This is a genomic window from Reella acinonychis (assembly GCF_052828705.1).
On record NZ_CM128256.1, the window covers coordinates 163,240 to 184,869 of the forward strand.

A 21,630-nucleotide genomic window follows, 5' to 3' on the forward strand; every position below is an offset into this window, starting at 1 on the left:
CTCAGAGTTTATTTATTTTCCTGATAACAACTCTTGAGTTGATATAAATAAGCCAATGCTTGTTTTGGACTGAGTTCATCAGGATCCAATTCGTCTAGCATTTGCAGCACTTGTTGCGGATATGCACTTTCATCCATTAAAGCTAATTCACCTTGTAAGTGCGGTGTAAAATCTTGTTGTTTTTTCACCGCACTTTGCGTTGATAGTTTCTCCAACTGTGCGAGTTTTTGTTTTGCTAACTTAATCACATTTTGTGGCACGCCCGCCAAAGCCGCAACCGCAAGTCCATAACTTTTACTGGCAGCGCCCGCTTGAACAGAATGCATAAAAGCAATACTACCGTTATGCTCTAAGGCATCTAAATGCACATTAGCAATGCCATCGATTTGTTCTGGCAATACTGTTAATTCAAAATAATGGGTAGCAAACAAAGTGAGAGATTTTATTTTTTTCGCTAACCATTCCGCACAAGCCCAAGCTAAAGATAAACCATCGTAAGTGGAAGTGCCACGCCCAATTTCGTCAATTAGCACCAGACTTTGCGCACTGGCTTGATGAAGAATATTTGCCATTTCCGTCATTTCCACCATAAAGGTTGAGCGTCCCGAAGCCAAATCATCGCTCGCACCGATACGAGTAAAAATACGATCAATAGGACCAATCACCGCACTATCCGCAGGCACAAAACTGCCCATATAAGCCATTAAGGTTATCAACGCGGTTTGGCGCATATAGGTGCTTTTACCGCCCATATTTGGCCCCGTAATAATCAACAAATGTTGCTGTTGATTTAAGGTTAATGGGTTAGCAATAAAAGGCTCTTTCAACACTTGCTCCACAACGGGATGGCGACCATTTTCAATTTGAATGCCAATCTTATCGCTAAATTGTGGACGCACATAATGCAAACTATCAGCTCGTTCAGCTAAATTGGTCATCACATCAAGACCTGCTAAGGTTAAGCTGGTTAATTGAAGTTGTGCTAAGTGCGGTAGAATTTGCTCAAAAATTTCGTCATAAAGCTGTTTTTCTAATGCTAAACTCGCTCCTTTGGCTTTCAGCACCTTGTCTTCATAGGTTTTCAGCTCAGGAATAATGTAACGTTCCGCATTTTTCAAGGTTTGTCGGCGCACATAATGCATTGGTGCTTTGTGTGCTTGTCCTTGGCTAATCTGAATGTAATAACCATGCACCGCGTTAAAGCCCACTTTCAACGTATCAATGCCTGTGGTTTCACGTTCACGACGTTCAAGTTCTTCCAAATATTGCGTTGCACCCTCAGCCAAACTGCGCCATTCATCCAATTCTGCATGATAGCCTTGCGCAATTACACCACCATCACGAATGAGCAAAGGCGGTGATTCAATAATGGCACGTTGCAATAGATCTAATAATTGCGGAAATTCATGAATTGATCGCGAAAGTGCGGTGAATTTCGGCGAAGTTTTGAGTAATTGGTTAATTTCAGGCAGTTGCTCTAAGGCTGTTCTTAAACGTGTCAGATCTCGTGGTCGTGCCGTACGCAACGCTACTCGCGCCAAAATACGTTCCATATCGCCCACTTGTCTTAGGCAAGTTTGCAATTCGTTCACTAAATCTAAATTGAGGATTTCTTCAATGTAACTATGACGTTGCTGCAACTTATCAATTTGGCGAATGGGTTGATGTAACCAACGTTTTAATAAACGACTTCCCATTGGCGTGACGCATTTATCTAACACCGAAGCCAAGGTATTTTCTGTGCCACCCGCAAGGTTTGTGGTCAATTCCAAATTGCGTCTAGTGGCGGAATCTAACTGAATATGCTCGTTATCTTTGACTAAACTTATGCTTTGAATATGAGGCAATGCGGTACGCTGCGTTTCTTTCGCATATTGCAACAAACAACCTGCGGCACAAAGCCCTAAAATTGCTTTTTCAACGCCAAAAGCCGCTAAACTTTGCGTGCCAAATTGACGATTTAATAATTGCACAGCAGTGCCTAATTCAAATTCCCAAATAGGACGACGACGTAAACCTTTTGCATTTTCAATCAGTTGCATTTCCGCAAAATCTTCGCAATACAACAATTCTACTGGCGATAAACGCTGTAATTCCGTTTTAACGTTTTCTTTGCTATCCAACTCGCTAATTTGAAAACGTCCCGAGGTCATATCCAAAATTGCCAAGCCAAAACGCGCTTTTTCTTGATAAAGAGCAACAATCAAATTATCCACGCGTTCCGACAATAAACTTTCGTCGCTCACTGTGCCCGGTGTCACAATGCGCACAATTTTACGCTCAACAGGTTGACCTTTTGCCAAAGCAGGATCACCAATTTGCTCACAAATCGCCACGCTTTCGCCCAACTGAACTAATTTCGCCAAGTAGCCTTCTACCGCATGATAAGGCACACCCGCCATGGGAATTGGCTCGCCCGCAGAAGCACCGCGCTTCGTCAACGAAATATCCAACAACGCTGCCGCTTTCTTTGCATCATCATAAAACAGCTCATAAAAATCGCCCATGCGATAAAACAGTAGAATATCTGGATTCTCTGCTTTTAAAGTCAAATATTGTCGCATCATCGGCGTATGATTTTCGAAATTTTGCATAAAAAACGGCTCTATTGAATAACAAATATGGAGCGGATTATAACAAAAAAGTGCGGTATTTTTTACCGCACTTTCAGTTTAAATCTCAGTGAATAGCAATCTTTTTACCCTGCGCAAGTCGAATAAATGTCAAAACGATGATTTTTGGTTTCTCGGCTAAAGTGCGGTGGCTTTTGAGCAAGAAATTCGGCGTAATCGGGGCGCTTCACCACTACGCGTTTTTTAGCTAGTTGTAACGCAGGGGCAAGCAAGCTATCTGCGTCTAAATCAGCACCTACCAAATGTTGAAACACGCGCATTTCTTTTTTGACTAATGCCGATTTTTGCTTGTGTGGGTACATGGGATCGAGATAAACCACGTCAGCAAAATCTTGGGTTGGATTTAATTGTTCGATATGTGTTGCGGTCAATAATTGCAAATTTTGTTGTAACATGGCACCAATTTCTGCATCCGCATAGGCTCGTCTTAAACCATCTTGCAACAATAAGCGAACAACGGGGTGGCGTTCGACTAATTTTACTTGGCAACCAATGGCAGCCAACACAAAAGCATCGCGCCCTAATCCCGCTGTGGCATCAATCACTGTTGGCAATTCATTGCCTTTAACCCCAACAGCTTTGGCGATAGCTTCGCCTCGTCCACCACCAAATTTACGGCGATGTGCCATAGTTCCGCCGATAAAATCAACAAATACCGCACCCAATTTAGGTTCATCCAATTTACGTAATTCAAGGCGATAATCCTCATCCATTCTCGCTTGCACCAAGGCTATTATGCTATTGGGATCATGAATTACCCCTTGTTGCTGACAAAGTGCGGTGAATTTTTCGCTATTTTCTGTTTCGCAAAGCAATTGAATATTCATGATTTTCGTACCAACCAAACACCTGCTTCCATATGTTCGGTATAAGGGAATTGGTCGAACAACGCCGCACGTTCAATGCGGTGAGTTTGACAAAGGGTTTGCAAATTCTCACAGAGCGTATAAGGATTGCACGAAATGTATAAAATGCGTTGATACTGTTGTACTAATTTGATGGTTTCCGCATCCAAACCTGCGCGCGGTGGATCAACAAAAATCGTGTTACATTGATAATCCGCTAAATCAATGCCTTTTAGACGATTAAAAGCACGAACGCCATTCATTGCTTGTGTGAATTCTTCCACTGACATCCGAATAATTTGCAAATTATCGATTTTATTCACTTCAATATTAAATTGTGCCGCTTGCACAGAGGGTTTTGCAATTTCCGTCGCCAGCACTTTGCGGAAATTTTGTGCTAAGGCGATAGAAAAATTGCCGTTACCACAATACAGTTCTAATAAATCACCCTGACTATTTTTTGTACATTCAATTGCCCATTGCAACATTTTACTGTTCACCATCGCATTAGGCTGGGTAAAACTGTTTTCAATTTGGCGGTAAATATATTGTTGACCATTTACAGAGAGGATTTCGTCCACATAATCCCGATCCAAACAAATTTTCTGTTTAGTGGCGCGTCCAATTAATTGCACTTGAAAACCTAAATTTTCTAACCGCACTTTTAATGCTTGCGCCGCTTGTTGCCACTCTTCTGTTAGCGTTTTGTGGTAAAGCAAACTCACCACAATTTGATCGCTTAAGGTGCTTAAATAATCAATTTGGAACAATTTACGACATAGAATGTCTTGCTCTTTCAACAAAGGAATCAAGCATTGCATCATGCGATTAATCAGTTGACTCGCAATGGGAAAGCTATCCACACGATAGCGTTTTTTGCTCTCTTGATCGAACATAATATGGTAAAGATCGCCCTGATCGTGCCAAACACGAAATTCCGCACGCATACGGAAATGCGAAGTTGGCGAATCATACACATTGAGTTCAGGCGCGGAAAAAGGCACTAAAAGTGCGGTTAATTTTTCGCGTTTTTTGTCGAGAAGCGCTGAATATTGTTCTATCGGTAAGGCTTGCATGTCAATTTATCCCTGTAAAAATTGGCGCAAATTCTATCATAAAAAGCAGTCGTTAAGGTATTTTTCTCGATCTACTCATAAAGAGTTAATTTGTAAAATTTTTGTTAATTTTTGATCAAAGTCACATTTTTTATGTGGGTAAATTGCTATTATACGCAATAACCATACAGATAATGCGTGAAATTGGAGTGTATATTATGCAACGAGATGACGGCTTACTTTCCGTATTCAATGATGTTTCCCGTCGAGATTTTATGAAAGCCTGTACTGCGATTGCAGCAACAATGGGGCTAAGCTCAAAAGCGGGCGCAGAAATGACGGAAGCCTTAACAAATCCACAACGTCCGCCTGTTATTTGGATTGGCGCACAAGAATGTACAGGTTGTACAGAATCACTATTGCGGGCAACCCATCCCACAGTAGAAAACCTCATTTTAGATTTAATTTCCTTAGAATATCATGAAGCGCTTTCTGCTGCTTTCGGCGATCAAGCAGAAGAAAATAAACATAACGCGATGCACAAATACAAAGGCAAATATGTGCTCGTTGTGGACGGTTCCATTCCAATTAAAGATGGCGGTGTTTATTGTATGGTCGCTGGCAAACCTATTGTGGAACACATTAAAGAGGCTGCAGAAGATGCTGCGGCAATTATTGCTATCGGTTCCTGTTCTGCTTGGGGAGGCGTGCCTTCTAGTGGTGGAAATCCAACAGGTGCGGTGAGTTTACAGGATGTTTTACCGGGTAAACAAGTGATCAATATCCCAGGTTGCCCGCCAAATCCACATAATTTCTTAGCAACCGTCGCCTACATTATTACTTACAAAAAATTACCTGCAATGGATAAATTAAATCGTCCATTATTTGCTTATGATCGCTTAATTCACGAAAACTGCTACCGCAGACCGCACTTTGACGCAGGTCGTTTTGCGAAAGAATTTGGCGATGAAGGACATCGTTTAGGTTGGTGTTTATATCATCTTGGATGTAAAGGACCTGAAACCTATGGTAATTGCTCAACCCTCGAATTTTGTGATGTGGGCGGTAATAACTGGCCTGTGGGCATTGGTCATCCTTGCTACGGTTGTAATGACAAAGGCATTGGTTTTACCAAAGGTATCTTTCAATTGGCTTCCGTTGAAAATCCAACACCAAGAGTGAATAAACCTGATGTTGCCAATACAGAAGGCGACAATGCTTCACCTACCGCAATCGCTTTACTTGGTGGAGCTGCAGCAATCTTAGCTGGCGTAAGCGTTGTGACACTAAAAGAATTAACAGTGCAACGTAAAGCGCAAAAAAATATTAGTGAAAAAACGAAATCCAACGATGCAAATATGCACTCATAACGCATAGGAAAGAATGATGGATAGACGTAATTTTATAAAAGCAAGCTTATTAAGTGGCGCATTATCCACTGTACCAATCCGCGCTGCTCAAGCGAGCGATAAAGCGGAAGTTAGTCCCGATGCATTAGGTATGTTGTATGATTCAACACTTTGCGTCGGTTGTCAGGCTTGTGTGACGGAATGTCAGCAAATCAACAAAACCACAATTAATCCTAAAGGCGAACAAACTTGGTCTAATAACGATAAGTTATCGCCATATACGCGCAATGTTATTCAAGTTTGGTCAGATGGCGAAGGCACGCGAAAAGATCAGGTCAACAACGGCTATGCTTATGTGAAAAAACAATGTATGCACTGTGTTGATCCAAACTGTGTCACCGTTTGTCCGGTGCAAGCGTTAACCAAACATCCGAAAACAGGTATTGTCAATTACGATCCCGATATTTGTACGGGTTGTCGCTATTGCATGGTGGCTTGCCCGTTTGATGTACCAAAATATGAATATGACAATCCATTTGGCGAAATTACCAAATGTGAATTATGCAATCAAAAAGGCCTAGAACGCATTGATAAAGGCGAACTACCGGGTTGTTGTCATGTTTGCCCAACAGGCGCCATTATTTTTGGTCCACGAGATGAATTGCTCAAAGAAGCCAGAAAACGTCTCAATTTGTTGTATGGTACCGAATACAATTACCCGCGACAAAGCATTGATAGTAAAGACCATTATCGAGCAACTGTACCTCGTTACTATAACCATGTTTATGGTGAGGAAGAAGCGGGCGGTACGCAAGTGTTAGTGATTAGTGGTGTACCTACCGAAAATTTAGGCTTACCCGCGCTTGATGAACATTCAACAGGTTCAAGAGCCGCACATTTACAACATTTCTTATATCGCGGTATGGCATTACCACTTGTCGCATTAGCTGGGCTGTCCGTTATGACTTTCCGCAATATGCATGGCGATAAAATTAAAGCAAAATTAGCTGAAATGAAGATTGCTCGTAAAGAAATGCAAGAAGCAATGGATAAAGAGGAGGAAAAACATCATGGGTAAAATTCGTCCTATTGGTGGCAAGCTCATTTCCGCCCCAATTTTATTTTTCGCACCCCTTGCTATTATTTGCCTGCTATTAATTGCAAAACGTCTATTTTTAGGGATTGGTTCCGTAACAGCGCTAAATGGCGGCTACCCTTGGGGTATTTGGATTGCCTTTGACCTCTTGGTTGGTACGGGATTTGCTTGTGGTGGTTGGGCATTGGCATGGACGGTTTACGTGTTTAATCATGGAAAATATCACCCGCTTGTGCGTCCTGCTTTGCTAGCTAGTCTATTCGGTTACTCTTTAGGTGGACTGTCAATCACTATTGATATGGGGCGTTACTGGCATTTGCCTTACTTCTTCCTACCAGGTCAGTTCAATACAAATTCTGTGTTATTTGAGACCGCAGTTTGTATGACTATTTATATTTTTGTAGTCACTTTGGAGTTTGCACCTGTATGGTTAGGCTATTTCGGTTTCAAAAAATTATTTGAAAAGCTTAACAAAATCATGTTCTTTGTCATTGCTTTAGGGGCGCTACTCCCAATGATGCACCAATCATCAATGGGTTCATTAATGATAGTTGCGGGCCATAAAGTTCATCCTGTTTGGCAAGGCTATGAAATGTTGCCGATTTTATCCCTGCTTACCGCCTTTATTATGGGCTTTTCTATCGTGATTTTTGAAGGTTCATTAGTGAAAGCAGGACTAGCAGGTAAAACACCAGATGAGCGCCATCTCTTTACAAAACTGGCGCAAACAACCGCGGTGCTAATTTTCATCTTTTTAGCCTGTCGCTTTGGCGAACTTATTTACAACGATAAGCTTCATTATGTGGTGGGTTGGGATAAATTACATACTTTTGAAGCTTGGATGTTTTGGGCTGAAATCTGGTTAATGACCTTGCCATTGCTCACTTTATTCCTTGGGGAAAAACGTTCTGATAGCCGCTGGTTATTTATTTCAGCACTCAGCATGTTATTAGGTGCAGCCCTATGGCGCATGAATTATTCTTTGATTATGTACAATCCGGGCAATGGTTACCAATATTTCCCTTCCGCCGAGGAATTATTAATTTCAATTGGCTTCGTATCCATTGAGGTTTGTGCCTATATTTTAATTATTCGCTTATTCCCTGTTTTACCTGTATTAAAAGAAGCGAATACCGAGAAATCACATCAAATTATTGCGAATAAAGCCGCTCATAGCGAACAAATTATTACTCAATAGCGGCAACATTGGAGAAGATTATGACAGATAAAAAACGTATTACTATTGATCCTATCACGCGTATTGAAGGGCATTTACGTATTGATTGTGAAATTGAAAATGGCGTCGTAACAAATGCATGGTCAAGCGGCACCATGTGGCGTGGGATGGAAAATATCGTCAAAGGCGCAGATCCGCGTGATGCTTGGATGATTATGCAGCGTATTTGTGGTGTATGTACCACTGTACATGCCATTATGAGTGTGCGTGCAGTGGAAGATGCCATTGGTGCTAAAGTGCCAGTAAACGCACAATATATTCGCAATATGATTTTATCTGCCCACAGTATGCATGACCATATTGTCCATTTCTATCAATTATCTGCAATGGACTGGGTGGATATTACCTCAGCACTACAAGCAGATCCTGAAAAAGCCAGCGATATGCTAAAAGGCGTTTCTACTTGGTCATTAAATAGTGCCAATGAATTCCGTAATGTACAAAATAAAATTAAGAAGTTAGCAGAAAGTGGGCAATTAGGTATTTTTGCTAACGGTTATTTCGGCCACCCAGCAATGAAATTACCTCCTGAAGTCAACCTCATTGCTGTGGCACATTATTTACAAGCATTAGAATGTCAACGTGATGCAAACCGCGTCGTCGCATTATTAGGCGGAAAATCACCGCACATTCAGAACCTTGCCATCGGTGGTGTAGCCAACCCAATTAATTTGGATTCTCAAGCAGTATTAAACTTAGAACGCCTGATGTTCGTAAAAAGTTGCATTGATAAATTAAATGATTTTGTAAACCAAGTGTATAAAGTGGATACCGCCATTATTGCGGCTTACTATCCAGAATGGTTAAGTTTAGGTAAAACGTCGAAAAATTACCTTTCCGTACCGGAATATCCGCTTGATGCAGACAACAGCAAATTTGCATTACAAGGTGGCTATATCGAAAATGGTGATATGAGCACATTCCGCTTAATTAGCCAACAAAAAGATGAATTTGTTGTAAAAGGAATTAAAGAAAGTGGAAAACACGCTTGGTATGAAGATGATGCTGCCCTTGAACCTTGGGCAGGACTAACACGTCCGAAATATACGGGTTGGCAAGAAGATGGCAAATATTCTTGGGTAAAAGCGCCATCTTTCTATGACAAAGTGGTTGAAGTAGGTCCTTTGGCCTATTTAATGACCAACTTAGCCGCGAAAAATCCGCTTACAACAAAACATTTTGAGCAAATCAAACAATTATTTGAAACCGTAACTGGTAAAACACTGAGCTTAGATCAATTACATTCTACCCTAGGTCGAATTATTGGTCGTACCGTCCACTGTGCAGTATTAAATGATATTTTAGCTGAACAATGGCAATTACTGATTGATAATATTGGCAATGGCGATACCGTCGCTTATCTAAAAGCCGATATTCCTGAAACTGGCGAATTTAAAGGTGTTGGTTTTGGCGAAGTGCCGCGCGGCATGCTTTCACATTGGATCGTTATCAAAAACGGGAAAATTGAGAACTATCAAGCTGTAGTGCCTTCGACTTGGAACTCTGGACCTCGCAACCAAAATGATGAGCTTGGGCCATACGAACTATCGATTATTGGCACCCCTGTGGCAGATCCAAGCAAACCATTAGAAGTTGTGCGCACAATCCATTCCTTTGACCCTTGCATGTCTTGTGCAGTACATATAGTCAATACGGAAAACGGTGAGGTCACGCAGGTTAAGGTGTTGTAATGAAACCGCTGATTTTAGGCGTGGGTAACACTCTACTCACAGATGAAGGTGTGGGAGTTTATGTGGTGCAAGCATTGGAAAAACTCACTAAGTTTGCACCGCACTTTGACATCATTGATGGTGGCACCTGTGGTATGGAATTACTTGATGCCCTTGCCAATCGAGAATACCTTATTATTATTGACGCTGTACTGGCAGGCAAAAAAGCGGGCGAAATTGTCGTGCTACATAACGAACAAGTACCAACCTTTTTCTCACAAAAAATATCGCCACATCAGCTGGGTATTTGTGATGTGCTTTCAGCGCTAAAACTGACGGATGAGTACCCACAGCATCTTTGTCTGATTGGGATTCAACCTCATTCTTTAGAACCACATATTGGCTTGACTGAGGTTGTGCAACAAGCGTTCCCACAAATTTACGCGACTTTAGCAGAACAATTACAAGCATTGGGTTTGCCAACAATAGGATTAACATAGGACGTTTTATGTATCGACACAAAACTATCGAAAATTCCACCGCACTTGATGAAGATATCATGGGGTTTGACAGCGATCCCAGTGCCTTATTGCAAGCTGAAATGGAGAAAGCTAGTGAACAAATGCGTGATCTACCATTTTATCGCGCACAGATTCCTTGCTATTGTCCACCCTTTGTTTGTTTTGAAAATCAATGGATTGGGGTAGCATTAACCCCTTGGATGTTGAGTGTTGTTATTTTGCCCGGTCCTCAACAACAGTGGCAAAAACGTGAAATTGGCGAAAAAATCAATGTGCAGTTACCCTACAAAACTTTAACCTTTACTGCCAGTGGTATTGAACCTCGTATTCCACAATATCTTAGTTGTTCATTACTCTCGCCTTTAGATGCTCAACTTTCAGCAGAAAAAGCCATACAATTAGCCAAAGATTGTTTAACAATGATCCTTTCATTACCCATTAAACAATCATCCTTTGATCTCAATCGTCGAAATCTGTTTGGCGCCATGTTAAAATGACGCAAAAAATATAACAGTAAAGAGGTTATTATGTGTTTAGGTATTCCAGGTCAGATTGTTCGTATTGGCGAAAATGAATTTGAATTAGCGACTGTAGATGTGTGTGGCGTGCAGCGTGAAGTCAATATTTCATTAGTGTGTGAAGGAAATCCGCAAAATTTAGTTGGTAAATGGGTGCTAGTTCATGTAGGATTTGCTATGAGCATTATTGATGAACATGAAGCCAAGCAAACACAAGAAGCACTGATTGCCATGAGCCAACTTGAACATGAAGTGGGTGACTTCTTGGGCTTAAATCAAAAATAAGGCTATCATTTATATATAAATAGGGAATTCTATTTCATTATGTAATGACCTTGCGCTCAAACTATATTGCTCAATTTTGTGATCACTATGCATGAGAAATTCTAACGAGTTTCCATGCATTCTTCATAAATAGGGCATAGCCAACCTTTGTTTAAAGGTAAAAATACATTTGGCATCAACCAATTCATCAATGACTATGCCCTCAAAGTAATTTTATTTTTTACTACTAATGGAATAGTCAAATATGCAAACAAAAAAATCTTATTTATCGAAAGCACTTTATCTGGCCTCCCCCTTTCTTTTCTCTTCTTTTGCGCATGCTGAAGGTAGCTTAACCCTTTACTGCACCTTGCAAAATGATGCTTGCGAAGAAGTTGTCAAACGTTTTTCTGAAAAGTATGACGTAGAGACTAAATTCGTTCGCAGCAGTACTGGTGCCACACTGGGCAAAATCAAAGCAGAGAAAGATAATCCACAAGCTGATGTGTGGTATGGCGGTACTATTGATCCCCATTTACAAGCGCGTGACTTAGGCTTATTAGAGCGCTATCGCTCGCCAAAACAAGCTGAAATCTTACCGCAGTTTGAAGGGCTAATCCAAAAATATGGCGACTACACTTCTTTTGGCTATATGCTAGTCTTAGGTTTAGGTGTCAATACGGAAAAACTTAAACAATTAGGCATTGAAACACCAAAATGTTGGCGTGATTTACTTGATCCTCGCTTAAAAGGTGAAGTACAAATTCCTGACCCTCGAAGCTCTGGAACGGGTTATTCTTTCATCGCTACGCTAATTCAATTATGGGGCGAAGAAAAAGCCTTTGATTTCTTGGAAAAGCTGGATCACAACATTTCACATTATGTAAAAAGCGGCTTAGTCACTAGCAATTTATCACGTGGCGATAGTAGTGTTAGTGTTGGTTTCCTTTCCACCTTTGAGCTTGAAAAACAAAATGGCGGGCCATTGCAATCTATTTCTGTGTGTGACGGCGATAGCTACACCCTTGGTGGTGTAAGTATTATCAAAGGCGCAAGAAACCTAGATAATGCAAAATTATTTATGGACTGGGCTTTAAGCAAAGAAGGACAAGAGCTAGACTGGATTAGACGCGTATCATACCAAATGCCAACCAACAGATATGCCGAAGTGCCAGCAAATGCGGTAAAACCATCGGAATTAAAATTAATCGATTTTGATTTTGAGAAATTTGGTTCAAGTGAAGAATCTAAACGTATTATTTCTCGTTGGTTAGATGAAATTAAATTAGAGAAATAAACCGCTTAATTCATGTAAGGCTGTCTATAACCAGATAGCCTTTTTCATGAAAATCATCAGGGCATGGCTACGCCAATAAATTCTGCAGGAGAATTTTGACTTCTGTCCCGCCTGTTTTACGGTTAGTAATGGATAACTTGGCATTTAATTGCTGACTACGTTCACTCATAATACGTAAACCATAATGCCCTTCAGGTTCATCAAGGCTTGGAATACCTACCCCATCATCTTGCACAACCAATTCTTGTTCTCCGTCCGCATTAATATGCGCAATAATATCAATATGTGAAGCTTGAGCATGCTTGATCGCATTTAATGTCGCCTCACGCACAATTTGCAACGCATGCACCAACTGTTGTGCATTAAAGGCGTGCGAAGGCAATGTACAACTGACAGATATTTGTGCTTCCGTTTGATTACGTAAACTTTCTGCAACCTGTTCTAACGCCAATTTCAAATTCGCTTCTTGAATGGTTAAACGGAAGGTTGCCAACAACTCTCGCAATTGCGTATAACCATCGCTCAGCGCTTGCTCAAAATCCGTAATAATACTGAGGCTCTTCGCTTTTGCCTCATCTGTTTCTTTTTTTAAGTTATGCTTCAATAAAGTTAATTGAATTTGTAAAAAGGACAGCACTTGCGCTAAAGAATCATGCAGTTCACGCGCAATAATAGAACGTTCTTCCATTAATAATAATTGCTGTTGCTGACGTTGTGTTTGATTAAAATACAATGTGCGTCCTAAAAGCTGAGCAATATTTTCCATGGTACGAGGATCTGGGCAAGGCAATCCCGCCTGCCAACGTAATTCGCCCAACGGATTTTCTTCTACAGCCAGCGTTAACCTCTGCCAATTTAACTGTGAATCTTCTTCTCCTAATAAAATATGCCAATGTTCTGCACCTAACACATTGAGTTCTAAGGCAATTAAATGCTCCGTCGCTTTCACATTTTGTAACACAAATAGCAAATGTTCTCGTTCAATATCTTTGGCGGTTAACATTTGAGAACAATGGTATAACATGGATAAAGTGCGGTTCGTTTGCGTTAACTTTTGTGTTTTTTCATCAATTTTCTCTTCTAAATTGGAATAGAGTTTACGCAATTCCGTTGACATTTGAGTAAAAGATTTCGCTAAATTACCCAGTTCATCATTGCGGTCCACATCAAGTGGAATATGTTGGAATTGGCGCATTTGAATTTGCACACTGGCCTTGGTCAGTTTGCGTAACGGCGTTACTACTTTTTTGTGGGTAAAACGAATGACATAGGCCACCATTCCCACAATTAGCAACATTGAAAACAAGATAATTAAGGTGGTGATAATTAATTTTTTTTCTGCAAATTGTTGTAAGTTAAATACAAATTTATCCACTTGTGCAACGTAGCTTTCAAGCTCATTGCGATACGCCAGAATATTCCCTTTTAACGCATAATATTCCATTTTGCTCCATGACTTAATTAAATCGCGATAACTGGCTTTTAACGAGATTGGAGCTAAAAATTGTTCGTCAATTTGACGCAAAGAAGTGGCGTGTAAGCTTTTGCGATAATCAATTAAATGCTTTTTCGCTTGGTCAGGCATATATTCAAGCTCATAAGCTAAGCGGTAACTTTGCATACGCAAAGAACCTGAAATATTAATGACTTCCGCATCGAAACGGTTACTTATCATCACGCCCAAAGCCAAAGTAGTAATAATTCCAGCGAAAATAATTACCGCAAACAAATAATGAGCTATACGCTTAGAAACAGAGGTTGTACTCACAGAAAATATCGCCTTTTACTGATTCACTTGAAACTTATTGTAACAGGTTACCCATAAAGTGCGGTGATTTTTTGTAAAATGTGATCAACTGCAAGTTTTTTCTCGTAGAGCAATGATAGGATAAAGAGGATGTATCTATCTCGGAAAAATAAGGAGCGAATTATGTATAAACATGTATTAGTTGCCGTCGATCTTTCTGATGAAAGCCAACAGCTCTTGAAAAAAGCAGCAGGCATTGCAGAGCGTCATCAATCAAAATTATCCATTATTCATGTAGATGTCAATTTTTCCGATCTCTACACTGGATTAATTGATGTCAATATTTCTTCTATGCAAGATCGCATTTCCAGTGAAACACAGCAAGCATTATTGCAGCTTGCGGAGAAATCAAACTATCCGATTGCAGAGAAACTCAGTGGCAGTGGCGATTTAGGGCAAGTCCTTGCAGATGCAATAGAAAAATATGAGGTGGATTTATTAATTACCGGCCACCACCATGATTTCTGGAGCAAATTAATGTCTTCAACCCGTCAATTAATGAATACCATTACCATTGATATGTTGGTTGTCCCACTACAAAGTGATTAACAAAAACCTCGTCAAAAAACACCGCACTTTTAAGCTGCGGTGTTTTTGTTTATATCAAAATTAGTCCTTTTCTTGTGACCGAAATCAAATTTTCAGCAAAAAGTGATTTTTCATATCGGTTATATACATTAATATATAATGAATTTTATTGACTGGAGACATACTATGTTTAATCGTCGTTCATTCTTAAAAAATACCTTATTCGCCACGATACTTCTCACTTTGCCATCATTATTATGGGCAGAAGAAACGAAACTGTTGTTTACACCACAACAGGAACTATCTTTTAATAAACCCGTCCAACGCATATTAAGTGCTGGCAGAGTGTCCGATGTATTATTAATGGCGCTAGCTCCTGAAAAATTAGTGGGTAGCGCAACAGATATGAAAGATCCGCGTAAGCAACATTTATCTCATACTATCCGCACTATTCCTTATGTTGGCCGTTTTTCTGGCAAAGCTTCAACACTGCCAATGGAAAAATTGATCGCGCTTGCACCAGATATCATTATTGATGTGGGCGATGTGAGCCAAACCTATCTTTCAACAGCCGAAAAAGTGTATCAACAAACCCAAATTCCTTATGTTTTAGTGGCTGGTCGCTTAAAAGATACGCCACAACAGTTGTTGCAAGTAGGCGAGTTACTCTCCGTACAAGAACGCGCCAAAGCATTAGCAGATCATGCTAAGCATATTTTAGATTTAACTCATCATATTGCCGGAGGACATAAAACGCGCATTTATGTAGGACGAAGCGCGGACGGATTAGAAACTGGCTTATTAGGCTCCATTCACACTGAAGTTTTAGATTGGGTGGGTGCAGAAAATGTAGCGTCCATGACAGGTGAAAAATTGCTCACGCGCATATCAATGGAACAATTATTCTTATGGCAACCAGAGGTTATTCTCACACAGGATAAAAATTTCTATCAACTTTTGCCTGAATCAGCGCTATGGCAAAAATTAAGTGCGGTGAAAAATAAACAATTTTTTCTCGCCCCAGATGAACCATTTGGTTGGTTTGATGCACCACCAAGTATTAACCGCTTGCTAGGTTGTTTATGGCTTGCTCATTTAATTGCACCAGAAAAACTGCCACAACAGCAATTTGAGCAGGAAGTCAGCCAATTTCTTCGTTTATTCTACGATTATGATGAGCAAGCAATTAGCGCATTACTCAACAAATTAAAAAGATAGTAGCTAAAGGATAAGCGCTAAATGTACAGGTTAGTATTACCGCCGCTTATTTTGATCATAAGCGTCGTAATAGCGAGTATATCAGGGCAGATGGAGATTAATGCAGATCAGCTCTTAACCTCCATTGTCCATTTGTTTAATAACAATATTCAAAATAATATTGATATTGTTTTATGGAATATTCGTTTGCCGCGTATCTTAACGGCGCTGATTGTAGGTGCAGCACTTTCCGTCGCAGGCGCAACTTATCAAGGCATGTTCAAAAATCCACTTGTTTCACCTGATATCTTGGGTGTTACTTCAGGTGCAGGATTAGGCGCAGTAATCGCCATTTATTTAGATTTCCCACTCATCATGATTCAATTTATGGCATTTACAGGGGGCTTGCTTGCGGTATCCAGCGTCTATTTAATCGCTAGAACGGTACGCAATTATCAATCTATCCTTTCACTTGTGTTATCAGGCGTAGCAATCTCCGCTTTACTCGGCGCTGGTATATCCTTACTGAAAATTCTTTCCGATCCCTATAATCAACTCAGTTCTATTACATTCTGGTTATTGGGCGGACTAAATATGGCAAATTTAGCGGATTTACAAATTGTTGCGCCGCTCGTTTGTCTCAGTCTAATCCCATTGATTTTATTACGTTGGCGCATGAATTTACTCAGTTTAGATGATGAAGAGGCAACCGCATTAGGCATTAATCCTCATCGCACAAGATTGATTTTCATTTTCTCTGCCACCCTAATGACCTCCGCAACCGTATCCATCACAGGATTAATTGGTTGGGTAGGTTTAATTATTCCGCACATTGCTCGCCTTTGGATTGGTGCAGATTTCCGCTATTTATTACCCACCAGCTTATGTTTAGGCTCCGCTTTTTTACTGTTAGCCGATACCATTGCGCGTTCCACTTTTGCTATTGAAATACCACTCGGCGTAATTACCGCTTCCGTCGGCGCACCTTTCTTCTTAAGCTTACTAATTAAGGAAGGGCGCTCATGATTCGATTAGAAAATGTAGCAATTGGCTATCAGTCCCCTCTTGCACAACATCTTAATTTGCATTTAGAAGAGAATAAAATCACCGCCATATTAGGCGGAAATGGTTGTGGTAAAAGCACATTACTCAAAAGCATTTTAGGGTTACTAAAACTGCATGAAGGAAAAGTTCTATTAAAAAATACACCGCACTTTTGTCTATCCATAAAAGATATTGCTCGCCTTATCGCTTATGTTCCCCAAGCACATCAGGGCAACTTTGCTTTTAAAGTGGAAGATATTGTCAAAATGGGGCGCACCGCCTATTTATCTTGGTATCAAATGCCAAATAAAGTGGACACCGAAATCAGCTTACAAGCATTAACCACCCTTGATATACATCATCTCCGTTGCAAAATGTACAGTGAATTAAGCGGAGGAGAACGCCAATTAGTGCTCATTGCCAGGGCATTAGCACAACAATCAACTTGCTTAATTATGGATGAACCAACCTCTAACCTTGATTTTGGCAACCAAATTCGCGTGCTCGAACATATCAAAAAATTAAAGCAACAAGGACTAACGATTATTTTCACCACACATCAGCCAGAACATGCGTTCCATTATGCTGATGACATCGTGTTATTTCATCAAGGCAAGATTTTATCCCATGGTGAGCCAACACGAACATTAACGCTACAAAATTTAAGCCAAATTTATGATATTGAACCGCAAGTGTTAGCCAAAAACCTACATTTCAATCTTTAAGGAATTCTTATGCAAACGATTCATGACATTGATTTCGCACAGTTATATCGAAACCACATTCAATTAGCGACCAGAGAACCCAAACAACCCTCCGACTGGGATGAAAAAGCGAAAAAAATGCAACATAGCTGTTTTGATTTACAAAACGATTATGTGCAAGATTTTTTATCGCGCATGGATTTACAACAAGGTGGAACCTTATTAGATGTGGGTTGTGGCGGCGGTGCTATCGCATTATCTGTCGCCCCTTATTTTCAACAGGTTTATGCTCTTGATTACAGCCAAGGCATGCTGAACTTATTACAACAACGTGCAGAAGAAATGCAAATTCATCACGTCAAGCCGATTTTACGCTCTTGGGAACAACATTGGGACGACATTCCTGAATGTGATGTTTGTGTGTCATCGCGTTCTTCCATGATTGGCGATTTACAAGCTGGACTCAATAAACTGAATGCCAAAGCAAAACGCGCAGTTTATATGAGTATGACGGTCGATAAAGATTTTATTGATCGCGAAATCCTACGCTATATCGGCAGAGATGGCGTTGGTTTTCCTAATTACATTTATGCTGTCAACATGCTGTATCAACAAGGTTATCGTGTCAGCGTTGATTTTATTAATAACGGCTGCGGCATGGTTAATCCCGAACAATTGACTCTGCAAGACTTCATTCATTCAGTGAAATGGTCAATTGGCAGCAATTTGTCAGAAACCGAAATCAAGAAATTAAAAGATTATTTTGAACAAAATAAACAACAACTGAATTTACGCCCAACTCAACGCGCTTGGGCATTCTTAAGTTGGCATAAATAAAACCCATTTATCACAAACGTTAAGGAGAACAATATGAAAAAAACAACCTCATTTTTCACCGCACTTTTAACATTCGGCGTGGCACTATCTTCACAGGCTGCAGAATTACATTTATATGCAGGTGCCGGTTTAAAGAAACCCGTTGAGAAAATTGTAAAACAATTTGAGCAACAGACGGGGAATAAAGTTATTGTTGAATATGCGGGCTCAGGACAATTATTAGCACGCTATAACAGTGTAAAAAGTGGCGATTTATTTTTACCAGGTTCTGATGACTATGTGAAAAAGTTAGCAGAAACAGGCAATGTAACCAAATCAGCGCCATTAGTATTACATATTCCTGTAATGGCAATACGTAAAGATAAAGCAAACGGCATTGATTCTTTTAAAGCTTTGGCCGACAGCCAGTTACGCTTAGGTATTGGCGATAGCAAAGCGATGGCATTGGGTAAAGGAGCAGAAAAAATCCTTGCATTATCAGGATATCAACAACAATTAGAGCAAAAAATTGTTGTTCGTGCCGCTACTGTTCAACAATTAATGCTATATCTCCTAAATGGCGATGTTGACGCAGCTGTTGTGGGTCGTGCAGGTGCTTGGCGCGAAAGAGAAAAACTATCAATATTGCCAAGCCCAGCTGGAACACCAGAAGAAAAAGTCGCGATTGCATTACTAAACTCAAGTAAAAATCCTACTGAAGCAGAAAAATTATTAAACTTATTCGCATCACCACAAGGGATAAAATACTTTACTGATGAAGGTTTCTTACCGCTTCAATAAAAGTCTAAGCCAAGCGATTGCATTAATCCCACTCGGATTATTATTAATTGTCGTAGTGGGATCTATATTGGCATTAGTCAGCAAACTAAATTGGCATTTCATTCAACAAATTTTGAATGAAAAAGAACTTTATTTTGCATTATTTATGTCATTAGCAACTTCTTTAGTTTCGCTCATTTTGGCAATTTGTATCGCTTTGCCTTCTGCCTGGGTAATGACACAAATGAAACTACCCGGGCAAAAATTTATTGATACCTTATTGGACTTGCCTATGGTGTTGCCGCCTTTGGTAACAGGTTTAAGTTTACTGCTATTTTTTAATGCTCAAGGGGTTGCTGCCCAGTGGTTACCTTCAATCAGTCAGTGGATTTTTAGCCCTGTCGGTATTGTTATTGCCCAAACCTATATTGCTAGCTCAATCATGCTACGTAATGCAAAAGGGATTTTTAACAATATGGATATTGGTTACCGCTTGGCTGCTTATAATTTAGGTTTATCCCCATGGCAAAGTTTGCTGAAAGTAGAATTACCGCTCTGTTGGAAACCCTTATTATGCGGAGCTGTACTTGCTTGGTCGAGAGCCATAGGTGAGTTTGGTGCAACCTTAATGTTAGCAGGCGCAACAAGATTTCAAACAGAAACCTTACCAATGGCGGTCTATTTGAATATTGCCAGTGGAGATTTTGAATTAGCGATTGGTGCTGCACTCTGGCTATTATTAATTTCGGCTTGCTTATTGTTCCTGCTTCGTTCACTGAATAAAGGCGTTTAATATGTTGCAGATCCATCAACTACAAACCGGCATACTACAACAGATACATTTAACCCTATCGTCAGGAGAAGTTGTTGCGATTTTAGGTCCATCAGGCAGTGGGAAAAGTACATTACTCAATGCCATCGCAGGCTATATCCATTATCAAGGTCAAATTCTATTAAATGGCAAATCTATTGATTCATTACCACCATGGAAACGAAATTGTCGATACTTAAATCAAAATTTGTATTTGTTTCCACATCTGACTGTCGGCGGTAACCTGACATTAGCTCAATCAACCAATAAGACCAAAACCGATAATGCCATTGAAAAACAGTATTTTTTATTAGAGAAATTAAAAATAGATCATTTAATTCATCGTTATCCAACAGAAATATCTGGTGGAGAACAACAACGTGCAGCACTAGCAAGGGTCTTAATCAAGCAACCCAATATTTTACTATTAGATGAGCCCTCCTCTACATTAGATTGGGAAACTAAACAATCTTTATGGCATACAGTTAAACAATTGATCACAGAATTTAAAATAACAACGATCTTAGTCACTCATGAACCCAAAGAAGCCAACTTCTTAGCCAATCGTTGTATCCACCTCAACCAAGGAAAAATAATATAAGGAGCCGATATGATTTACTTCTCTCAGCAAGAATTGGATGAATTATTATTAGAGGATTGCTATCGTGGTGATTTAACAACGAGGGCTTTAGGTATTGCAACAGAGTTCGCTCAAATTTGCTTTAAACGTAAAAATGCGGGTGTAGTCGCTGGTGTCGCAGTGGCAGAACAATTATTAAAAAAGCTGGAAATTACACCGCACTTATATGCTAAAGATGGCGACTTTCTGAATTCTGGCCAGCCGATTATCTCCGCACAAGGCAATGCCGCTAAACTTCATCAAGCTTGGAAAGTCATTCAATTAGTGTTGGAATGGAGCTCTGGTGTAGCGCAATATACTGCAGAAATGGTAAAAGCTGCACAAGCCGTCAACCCTGCCGCAATTATCGCCTGTACAAGAAAAAGCATCCCTTACACTAGAAAACTCGCGACTGCCGCAGTGTTAGCAGGTGGTGGGCATATTCATCGCCAAGGGTTAAGTGAAACGCTATTAGTTTTCACCAATCACCGTAACCTATGTGAAAATCCCGAAGATTACAAAAAATTAGTCGCCACATTACGTGCAGAAGCGCCCGAAAATAAAATCACTTTAGAAGCAGACAATTTAACTCAATTCGAGCAAATGCTTCGCGCAGGACCCGATATTATTCAGCTCGATAAAGCCACACCAATGCAAGCTAAAGTAGCGTTGGAATTGGCTAGCGCCTACCCCAATATTACGTTGTCTATTGCAGGTGGTATTAACAAAAATAATGTGCAGGATTACGCAAAATTAGGCGTCAATTTGCTCATTACATCCGCACCTTATTATGCCCAGCCTGAAGATATAAAAGTTATTATTGAAAAATGTTAGATAAG

General features: G+C 40.1%; 21 protein-coding genes. 17 read left to right on the forward strand and 4 right to left on the reverse strand.

The genetic code is table 11. The features are described from left to right. Positions 1-8: 8 nt before the first annotated feature. The 3 genes from mutS to trmA form a co-directional block, all read right to left on the reverse strand. Complete coding sequence (mutS, locus tag ACUXZ4_RS00900; RefSeq protein WP_464973193.1) at positions 9-2,594, reverse strand: DNA mismatch repair protein MutS; 2,586 nt, start codon at positions 2,592-2,594, stop codon at positions 9-11. A 104-nt stretch (positions 2,595-2,698) separates the two neighbouring features. Next, on the reverse strand, positions 2,699-3,460 hold the full coding sequence (locus tag ACUXZ4_RS00905; RefSeq protein WP_464973194.1) for a class I SAM-dependent methyltransferase: 762 nt from the start codon (positions 3,458-3,460) through the stop codon (positions 2,699-2,701). Then, the gene (gene trmA, locus ACUXZ4_RS00910; protein ID WP_464973195.1) at positions 3,457-4,554 is read right to left on the reverse strand and encodes a tRNA (uridine(54)-C5)-methyltransferase TrmA; all 1,098 of its coding nucleotides are present in this window, start codon (positions 4,552-4,554) and stop codon (positions 3,457-3,459) included. Before trmA ends, ACUXZ4_RS00905 begins: the two co-directional genes overlap by 4 nt. Before the next feature lie 197 nt (positions 4,555-4,751). Here trmA and hybO point away from each other — a divergent pair, with 197 nt between their 5' ends. The 8 genes from hybO to ACUXZ4_RS00950 all read left to right on the forward strand — a co-directional run bounded on the left by hybO (position 4,752) and on the right by ACUXZ4_RS00950 (position 12,485). Next, positions 4,752-5,903 (forward strand): hydrogenase 2 small subunit, encoded by a 1,152-nt coding sequence (hybO, locus tag ACUXZ4_RS00915; protein ID WP_464973964.1) that lies wholly within the window; start codon positions 4,752-4,754, stop codon positions 5,901-5,903. Between the two features lie 16 nt (positions 5,904-5,919). Continuing rightward, complete coding sequence (hybA, locus tag ACUXZ4_RS00920; RefSeq protein ID WP_464973965.1) at positions 5,920-6,960, forward strand: hydrogenase 2 operon protein HybA; 1,041 nt, start codon at positions 5,920-5,922, stop codon at positions 6,958-6,960. Continuing rightward, positions 6,953-8,176 (forward strand): Ni/Fe-hydrogenase cytochrome b subunit, encoded by a 1,224-nt coding sequence (hybB, locus tag ACUXZ4_RS00925; RefSeq protein ID WP_464973196.1) that lies wholly within the window; start codon positions 6,953-6,955, stop codon positions 8,174-8,176. The genes hybA and hybB overlap by 8 nt, the downstream gene beginning before the upstream one ends. Before the next feature lie 20 nt (positions 8,177-8,196). Beyond that, entirely contained in the window at positions 8,197-9,906 is a 1,710-nt protein-coding gene (gene hybC / locus ACUXZ4_RS00930; protein WP_464973197.1) for a hydrogenase 2 large subunit, read from the forward strand. Continuing rightward, complete coding sequence (locus ACUXZ4_RS00935) at positions 9,906-10,385, forward strand: HyaD/HybD family hydrogenase maturation endopeptidase (RefSeq protein ID WP_464973198.1); 480 nt, start codon at positions 9,906-9,908, stop codon at positions 10,383-10,385. Before hybC ends, ACUXZ4_RS00935 begins: the two co-directional genes overlap by 1 nt. A gap of 8 nt (positions 10,386-10,393) precedes the next feature. After that, positions 10,394-10,903, forward strand: coding sequence for a hydrogenase-2 assembly chaperone (gene hybE / locus ACUXZ4_RS00940; protein WP_464973199.1), 510 nt, complete (start codon positions 10,394-10,396; stop codon positions 10,901-10,903). 30 nt (positions 10,904-10,933) lie between these two features. Further along, complete coding sequence (gene hybG / locus ACUXZ4_RS00945; RefSeq protein ID WP_464973200.1) at positions 10,934-11,209, forward strand: hydrogenase maturation factor HybG; 276 nt, start codon at positions 10,934-10,936, stop codon at positions 11,207-11,209. 244 nt (positions 11,210-11,453) lie between these two features. Then, positions 11,454-12,485, forward strand: a complete 1,032-nt coding sequence (locus ACUXZ4_RS00950) for an ABC transporter substrate-binding protein (RefSeq protein ID WP_464973201.1) — start codon at positions 11,454-11,456, stop codon at positions 12,483-12,485. Between the two features lie 67 nt (positions 12,486-12,552). On the opposite strand, the gene narQ is transcribed toward ACUXZ4_RS00950, so the two are convergent. Then, positions 12,553-14,253: a nitrate/nitrite two-component system sensor histidine kinase NarQ gene (gene narQ / locus ACUXZ4_RS00955; protein WP_464973202.1), complete on the reverse strand. Its 1,701-nt coding sequence runs from the start codon at positions 14,251-14,253 to the stop codon at positions 12,553-12,555. Positions 14,254-14,415: 162 nt separating this feature from the next. On the opposite strand from narQ, the gene uspA reads away from it, so the two are divergent. The 9 genes from uspA (at position 14,416) to modD (ending at position 21,625) form a co-directional block, all read left to right on the forward strand. Beyond that, positions 14,416-14,841: a universal stress protein UspA gene (uspA, locus tag ACUXZ4_RS00960; RefSeq protein ID WP_464973203.1), complete on the forward strand. Its 426-nt coding sequence runs from the start codon at positions 14,416-14,418 to the stop codon at positions 14,839-14,841. Between the two features lie 165 nt (positions 14,842-15,006). Beyond that, entirely contained in the window at positions 15,007-16,038 is a 1,032-nt protein-coding gene (locus ACUXZ4_RS00965; protein WP_464973204.1) for an ABC transporter substrate-binding protein, read from the forward strand. 90 nt (positions 16,039-16,128) lie between these two features. Then, positions 16,129-17,043, forward strand: a complete 915-nt coding sequence (locus ACUXZ4_RS00970) for a FecCD family ABC transporter permease (RefSeq protein WP_464973205.1) — start codon at positions 16,129-16,131, stop codon at positions 17,041-17,043. Beyond that, complete coding sequence (locus ACUXZ4_RS00975) at positions 17,040-17,786, forward strand: ABC transporter ATP-binding protein (protein ID WP_464973206.1); 747 nt, start codon at positions 17,040-17,042, stop codon at positions 17,784-17,786. The genes ACUXZ4_RS00970 and ACUXZ4_RS00975 overlap by 4 nt, the downstream gene beginning before the upstream one ends. Before the next feature lie 9 nt (positions 17,787-17,795). Further along, the gene (locus ACUXZ4_RS00980) at positions 17,796-18,602 is read left to right on the forward strand and encodes a class I SAM-dependent methyltransferase (RefSeq protein ID WP_464973207.1); all 807 of its coding nucleotides are present in this window, start codon (positions 17,796-17,798) and stop codon (positions 18,600-18,602) included. Between the two features lie 33 nt (positions 18,603-18,635). Next, positions 18,636-19,382 (forward strand): molybdate ABC transporter substrate-binding protein, encoded by a 747-nt coding sequence (gene modA / locus ACUXZ4_RS00985; protein ID WP_464973208.1) that lies wholly within the window; start codon positions 18,636-18,638, stop codon positions 19,380-19,382. Beyond that, positions 19,357-20,154 (forward strand): ABC transporter permease, encoded by a 798-nt coding sequence (locus ACUXZ4_RS00990; protein ID WP_464973209.1) that lies wholly within the window; start codon positions 19,357-19,359, stop codon positions 20,152-20,154. The genes modA and ACUXZ4_RS00990 overlap by 26 nt, the downstream gene beginning before the upstream one ends. A 1-nt stretch (position 20,155) precedes the next feature. Further along, positions 20,156-20,773, forward strand: a complete 618-nt coding sequence (locus ACUXZ4_RS00995; RefSeq protein ID WP_464973210.1) for an ATP-binding cassette domain-containing protein — start codon at positions 20,156-20,158, stop codon at positions 20,771-20,773. Between the two features lie 9 nt (positions 20,774-20,782). Next, the gene (gene modD / locus ACUXZ4_RS01000) at positions 20,783-21,625 is read left to right on the forward strand and encodes a ModD protein (RefSeq protein ID WP_464973211.1); all 843 of its coding nucleotides are present in this window, start codon (positions 20,783-20,785) and stop codon (positions 21,623-21,625) included. Positions 21,626-21,630: the final 5 nt, after the last annotated feature.

Excerpts from the sequence above, each read along its gene's own strand:
- ACUXZ4_RS00935 (WP_464973198.1), top strand. The coding sequence starts at position 9,906 with ATGAAACCGCTGATTTTAGGCGTGGGTAACACTCTACTCACAGATGAA.
- modD (WP_464973211.1), top strand. The coding sequence starts at position 20,783 with ATGATTTACTTCTCTCAGCAAGAATTGGATGAATTATTATTAGAGGAT.
- uspA (WP_464973203.1), top strand. The coding sequence starts at position 14,416 with ATGTATAAACATGTATTAGTTGCCGTCGATCTTTCTGATGAAAGCCAA.
- hybG (WP_464973200.1), top strand. The coding sequence starts at position 10,934 with ATGTGTTTAGGTATTCCAGGTCAGATTGTTCGTATTGGCGAAAATGAA.
- hybA (WP_464973965.1), top strand. The coding sequence starts at position 5,920 with ATGGATAGACGTAATTTTATAAAAGCAAGCTTATTAAGTGGCGCATTA.
- trmA (WP_464973195.1), bottom strand. The coding sequence starts at position 4,554 with ATGCAAGCCTTACCGATAGAACAATATTCAGCGCTTCTCGACAAAAAA.
- ACUXZ4_RS00905 (WP_464973194.1), bottom strand. The coding sequence starts at position 3,460 with ATGAATATTCAATTGCTTTGCGAAACAGAAAATAGCGAAAAATTCACC.
- ACUXZ4_RS00950 (WP_464973201.1), top strand. The coding sequence starts at position 11,454 with ATGCAAACAAAAAAATCTTATTTATCGAAAGCACTTTATCTGGCCTCC.
- ACUXZ4_RS00995 (WP_464973210.1), top strand. The coding sequence starts at position 20,156 with ATGTTGCAGATCCATCAACTACAAACCGGCATACTACAACAGATACAT.
- hybB (WP_464973196.1), top strand. The coding sequence starts at position 6,953 with ATGGGTAAAATTCGTCCTATTGGTGGCAAGCTCATTTCCGCCCCAATT.
- hybC (WP_464973197.1), top strand. The coding sequence starts at position 8,197 with ATGACAGATAAAAAACGTATTACTATTGATCCTATCACGCGTATTGAA.
- ACUXZ4_RS00975 (WP_464973206.1), top strand. The coding sequence starts at position 17,040 with ATGATTCGATTAGAAAATGTAGCAATTGGCTATCAGTCCCCTCTTGCA.
- modA (WP_464973208.1), top strand. The coding sequence starts at position 18,636 with ATGAAAAAAACAACCTCATTTTTCACCGCACTTTTAACATTCGGCGTG.
- hybE (WP_464973199.1), top strand. The coding sequence starts at position 10,394 with ATGTATCGACACAAAACTATCGAAAATTCCACCGCACTTGATGAAGAT.
- ACUXZ4_RS00965 (WP_464973204.1), top strand. The coding sequence starts at position 15,007 with ATGTTTAATCGTCGTTCATTCTTAAAAAATACCTTATTCGCCACGATA.
- hybO (WP_464973964.1), top strand. The coding sequence starts at position 4,752 with ATGCAACGAGATGACGGCTTACTTTCCGTATTCAATGATGTTTCCCGT.
- ACUXZ4_RS00990 (WP_464973209.1), top strand. The coding sequence starts at position 19,357 with ATGAAGGTTTCTTACCGCTTCAATAAAAGTCTAAGCCAAGCGATTGCA.
- ACUXZ4_RS00980 (WP_464973207.1), top strand. The coding sequence starts at position 17,796 with ATGCAAACGATTCATGACATTGATTTCGCACAGTTATATCGAAACCAC.
- mutS (WP_464973193.1), bottom strand. The coding sequence starts at position 2,594 with ATGCAAAATTTCGAAAATCATACGCCGATGATGCGACAATATTTGACT.
- ACUXZ4_RS00970 (WP_464973205.1), top strand. The coding sequence starts at position 16,129 with ATGGAGATTAATGCAGATCAGCTCTTAACCTCCATTGTCCATTTGTTT.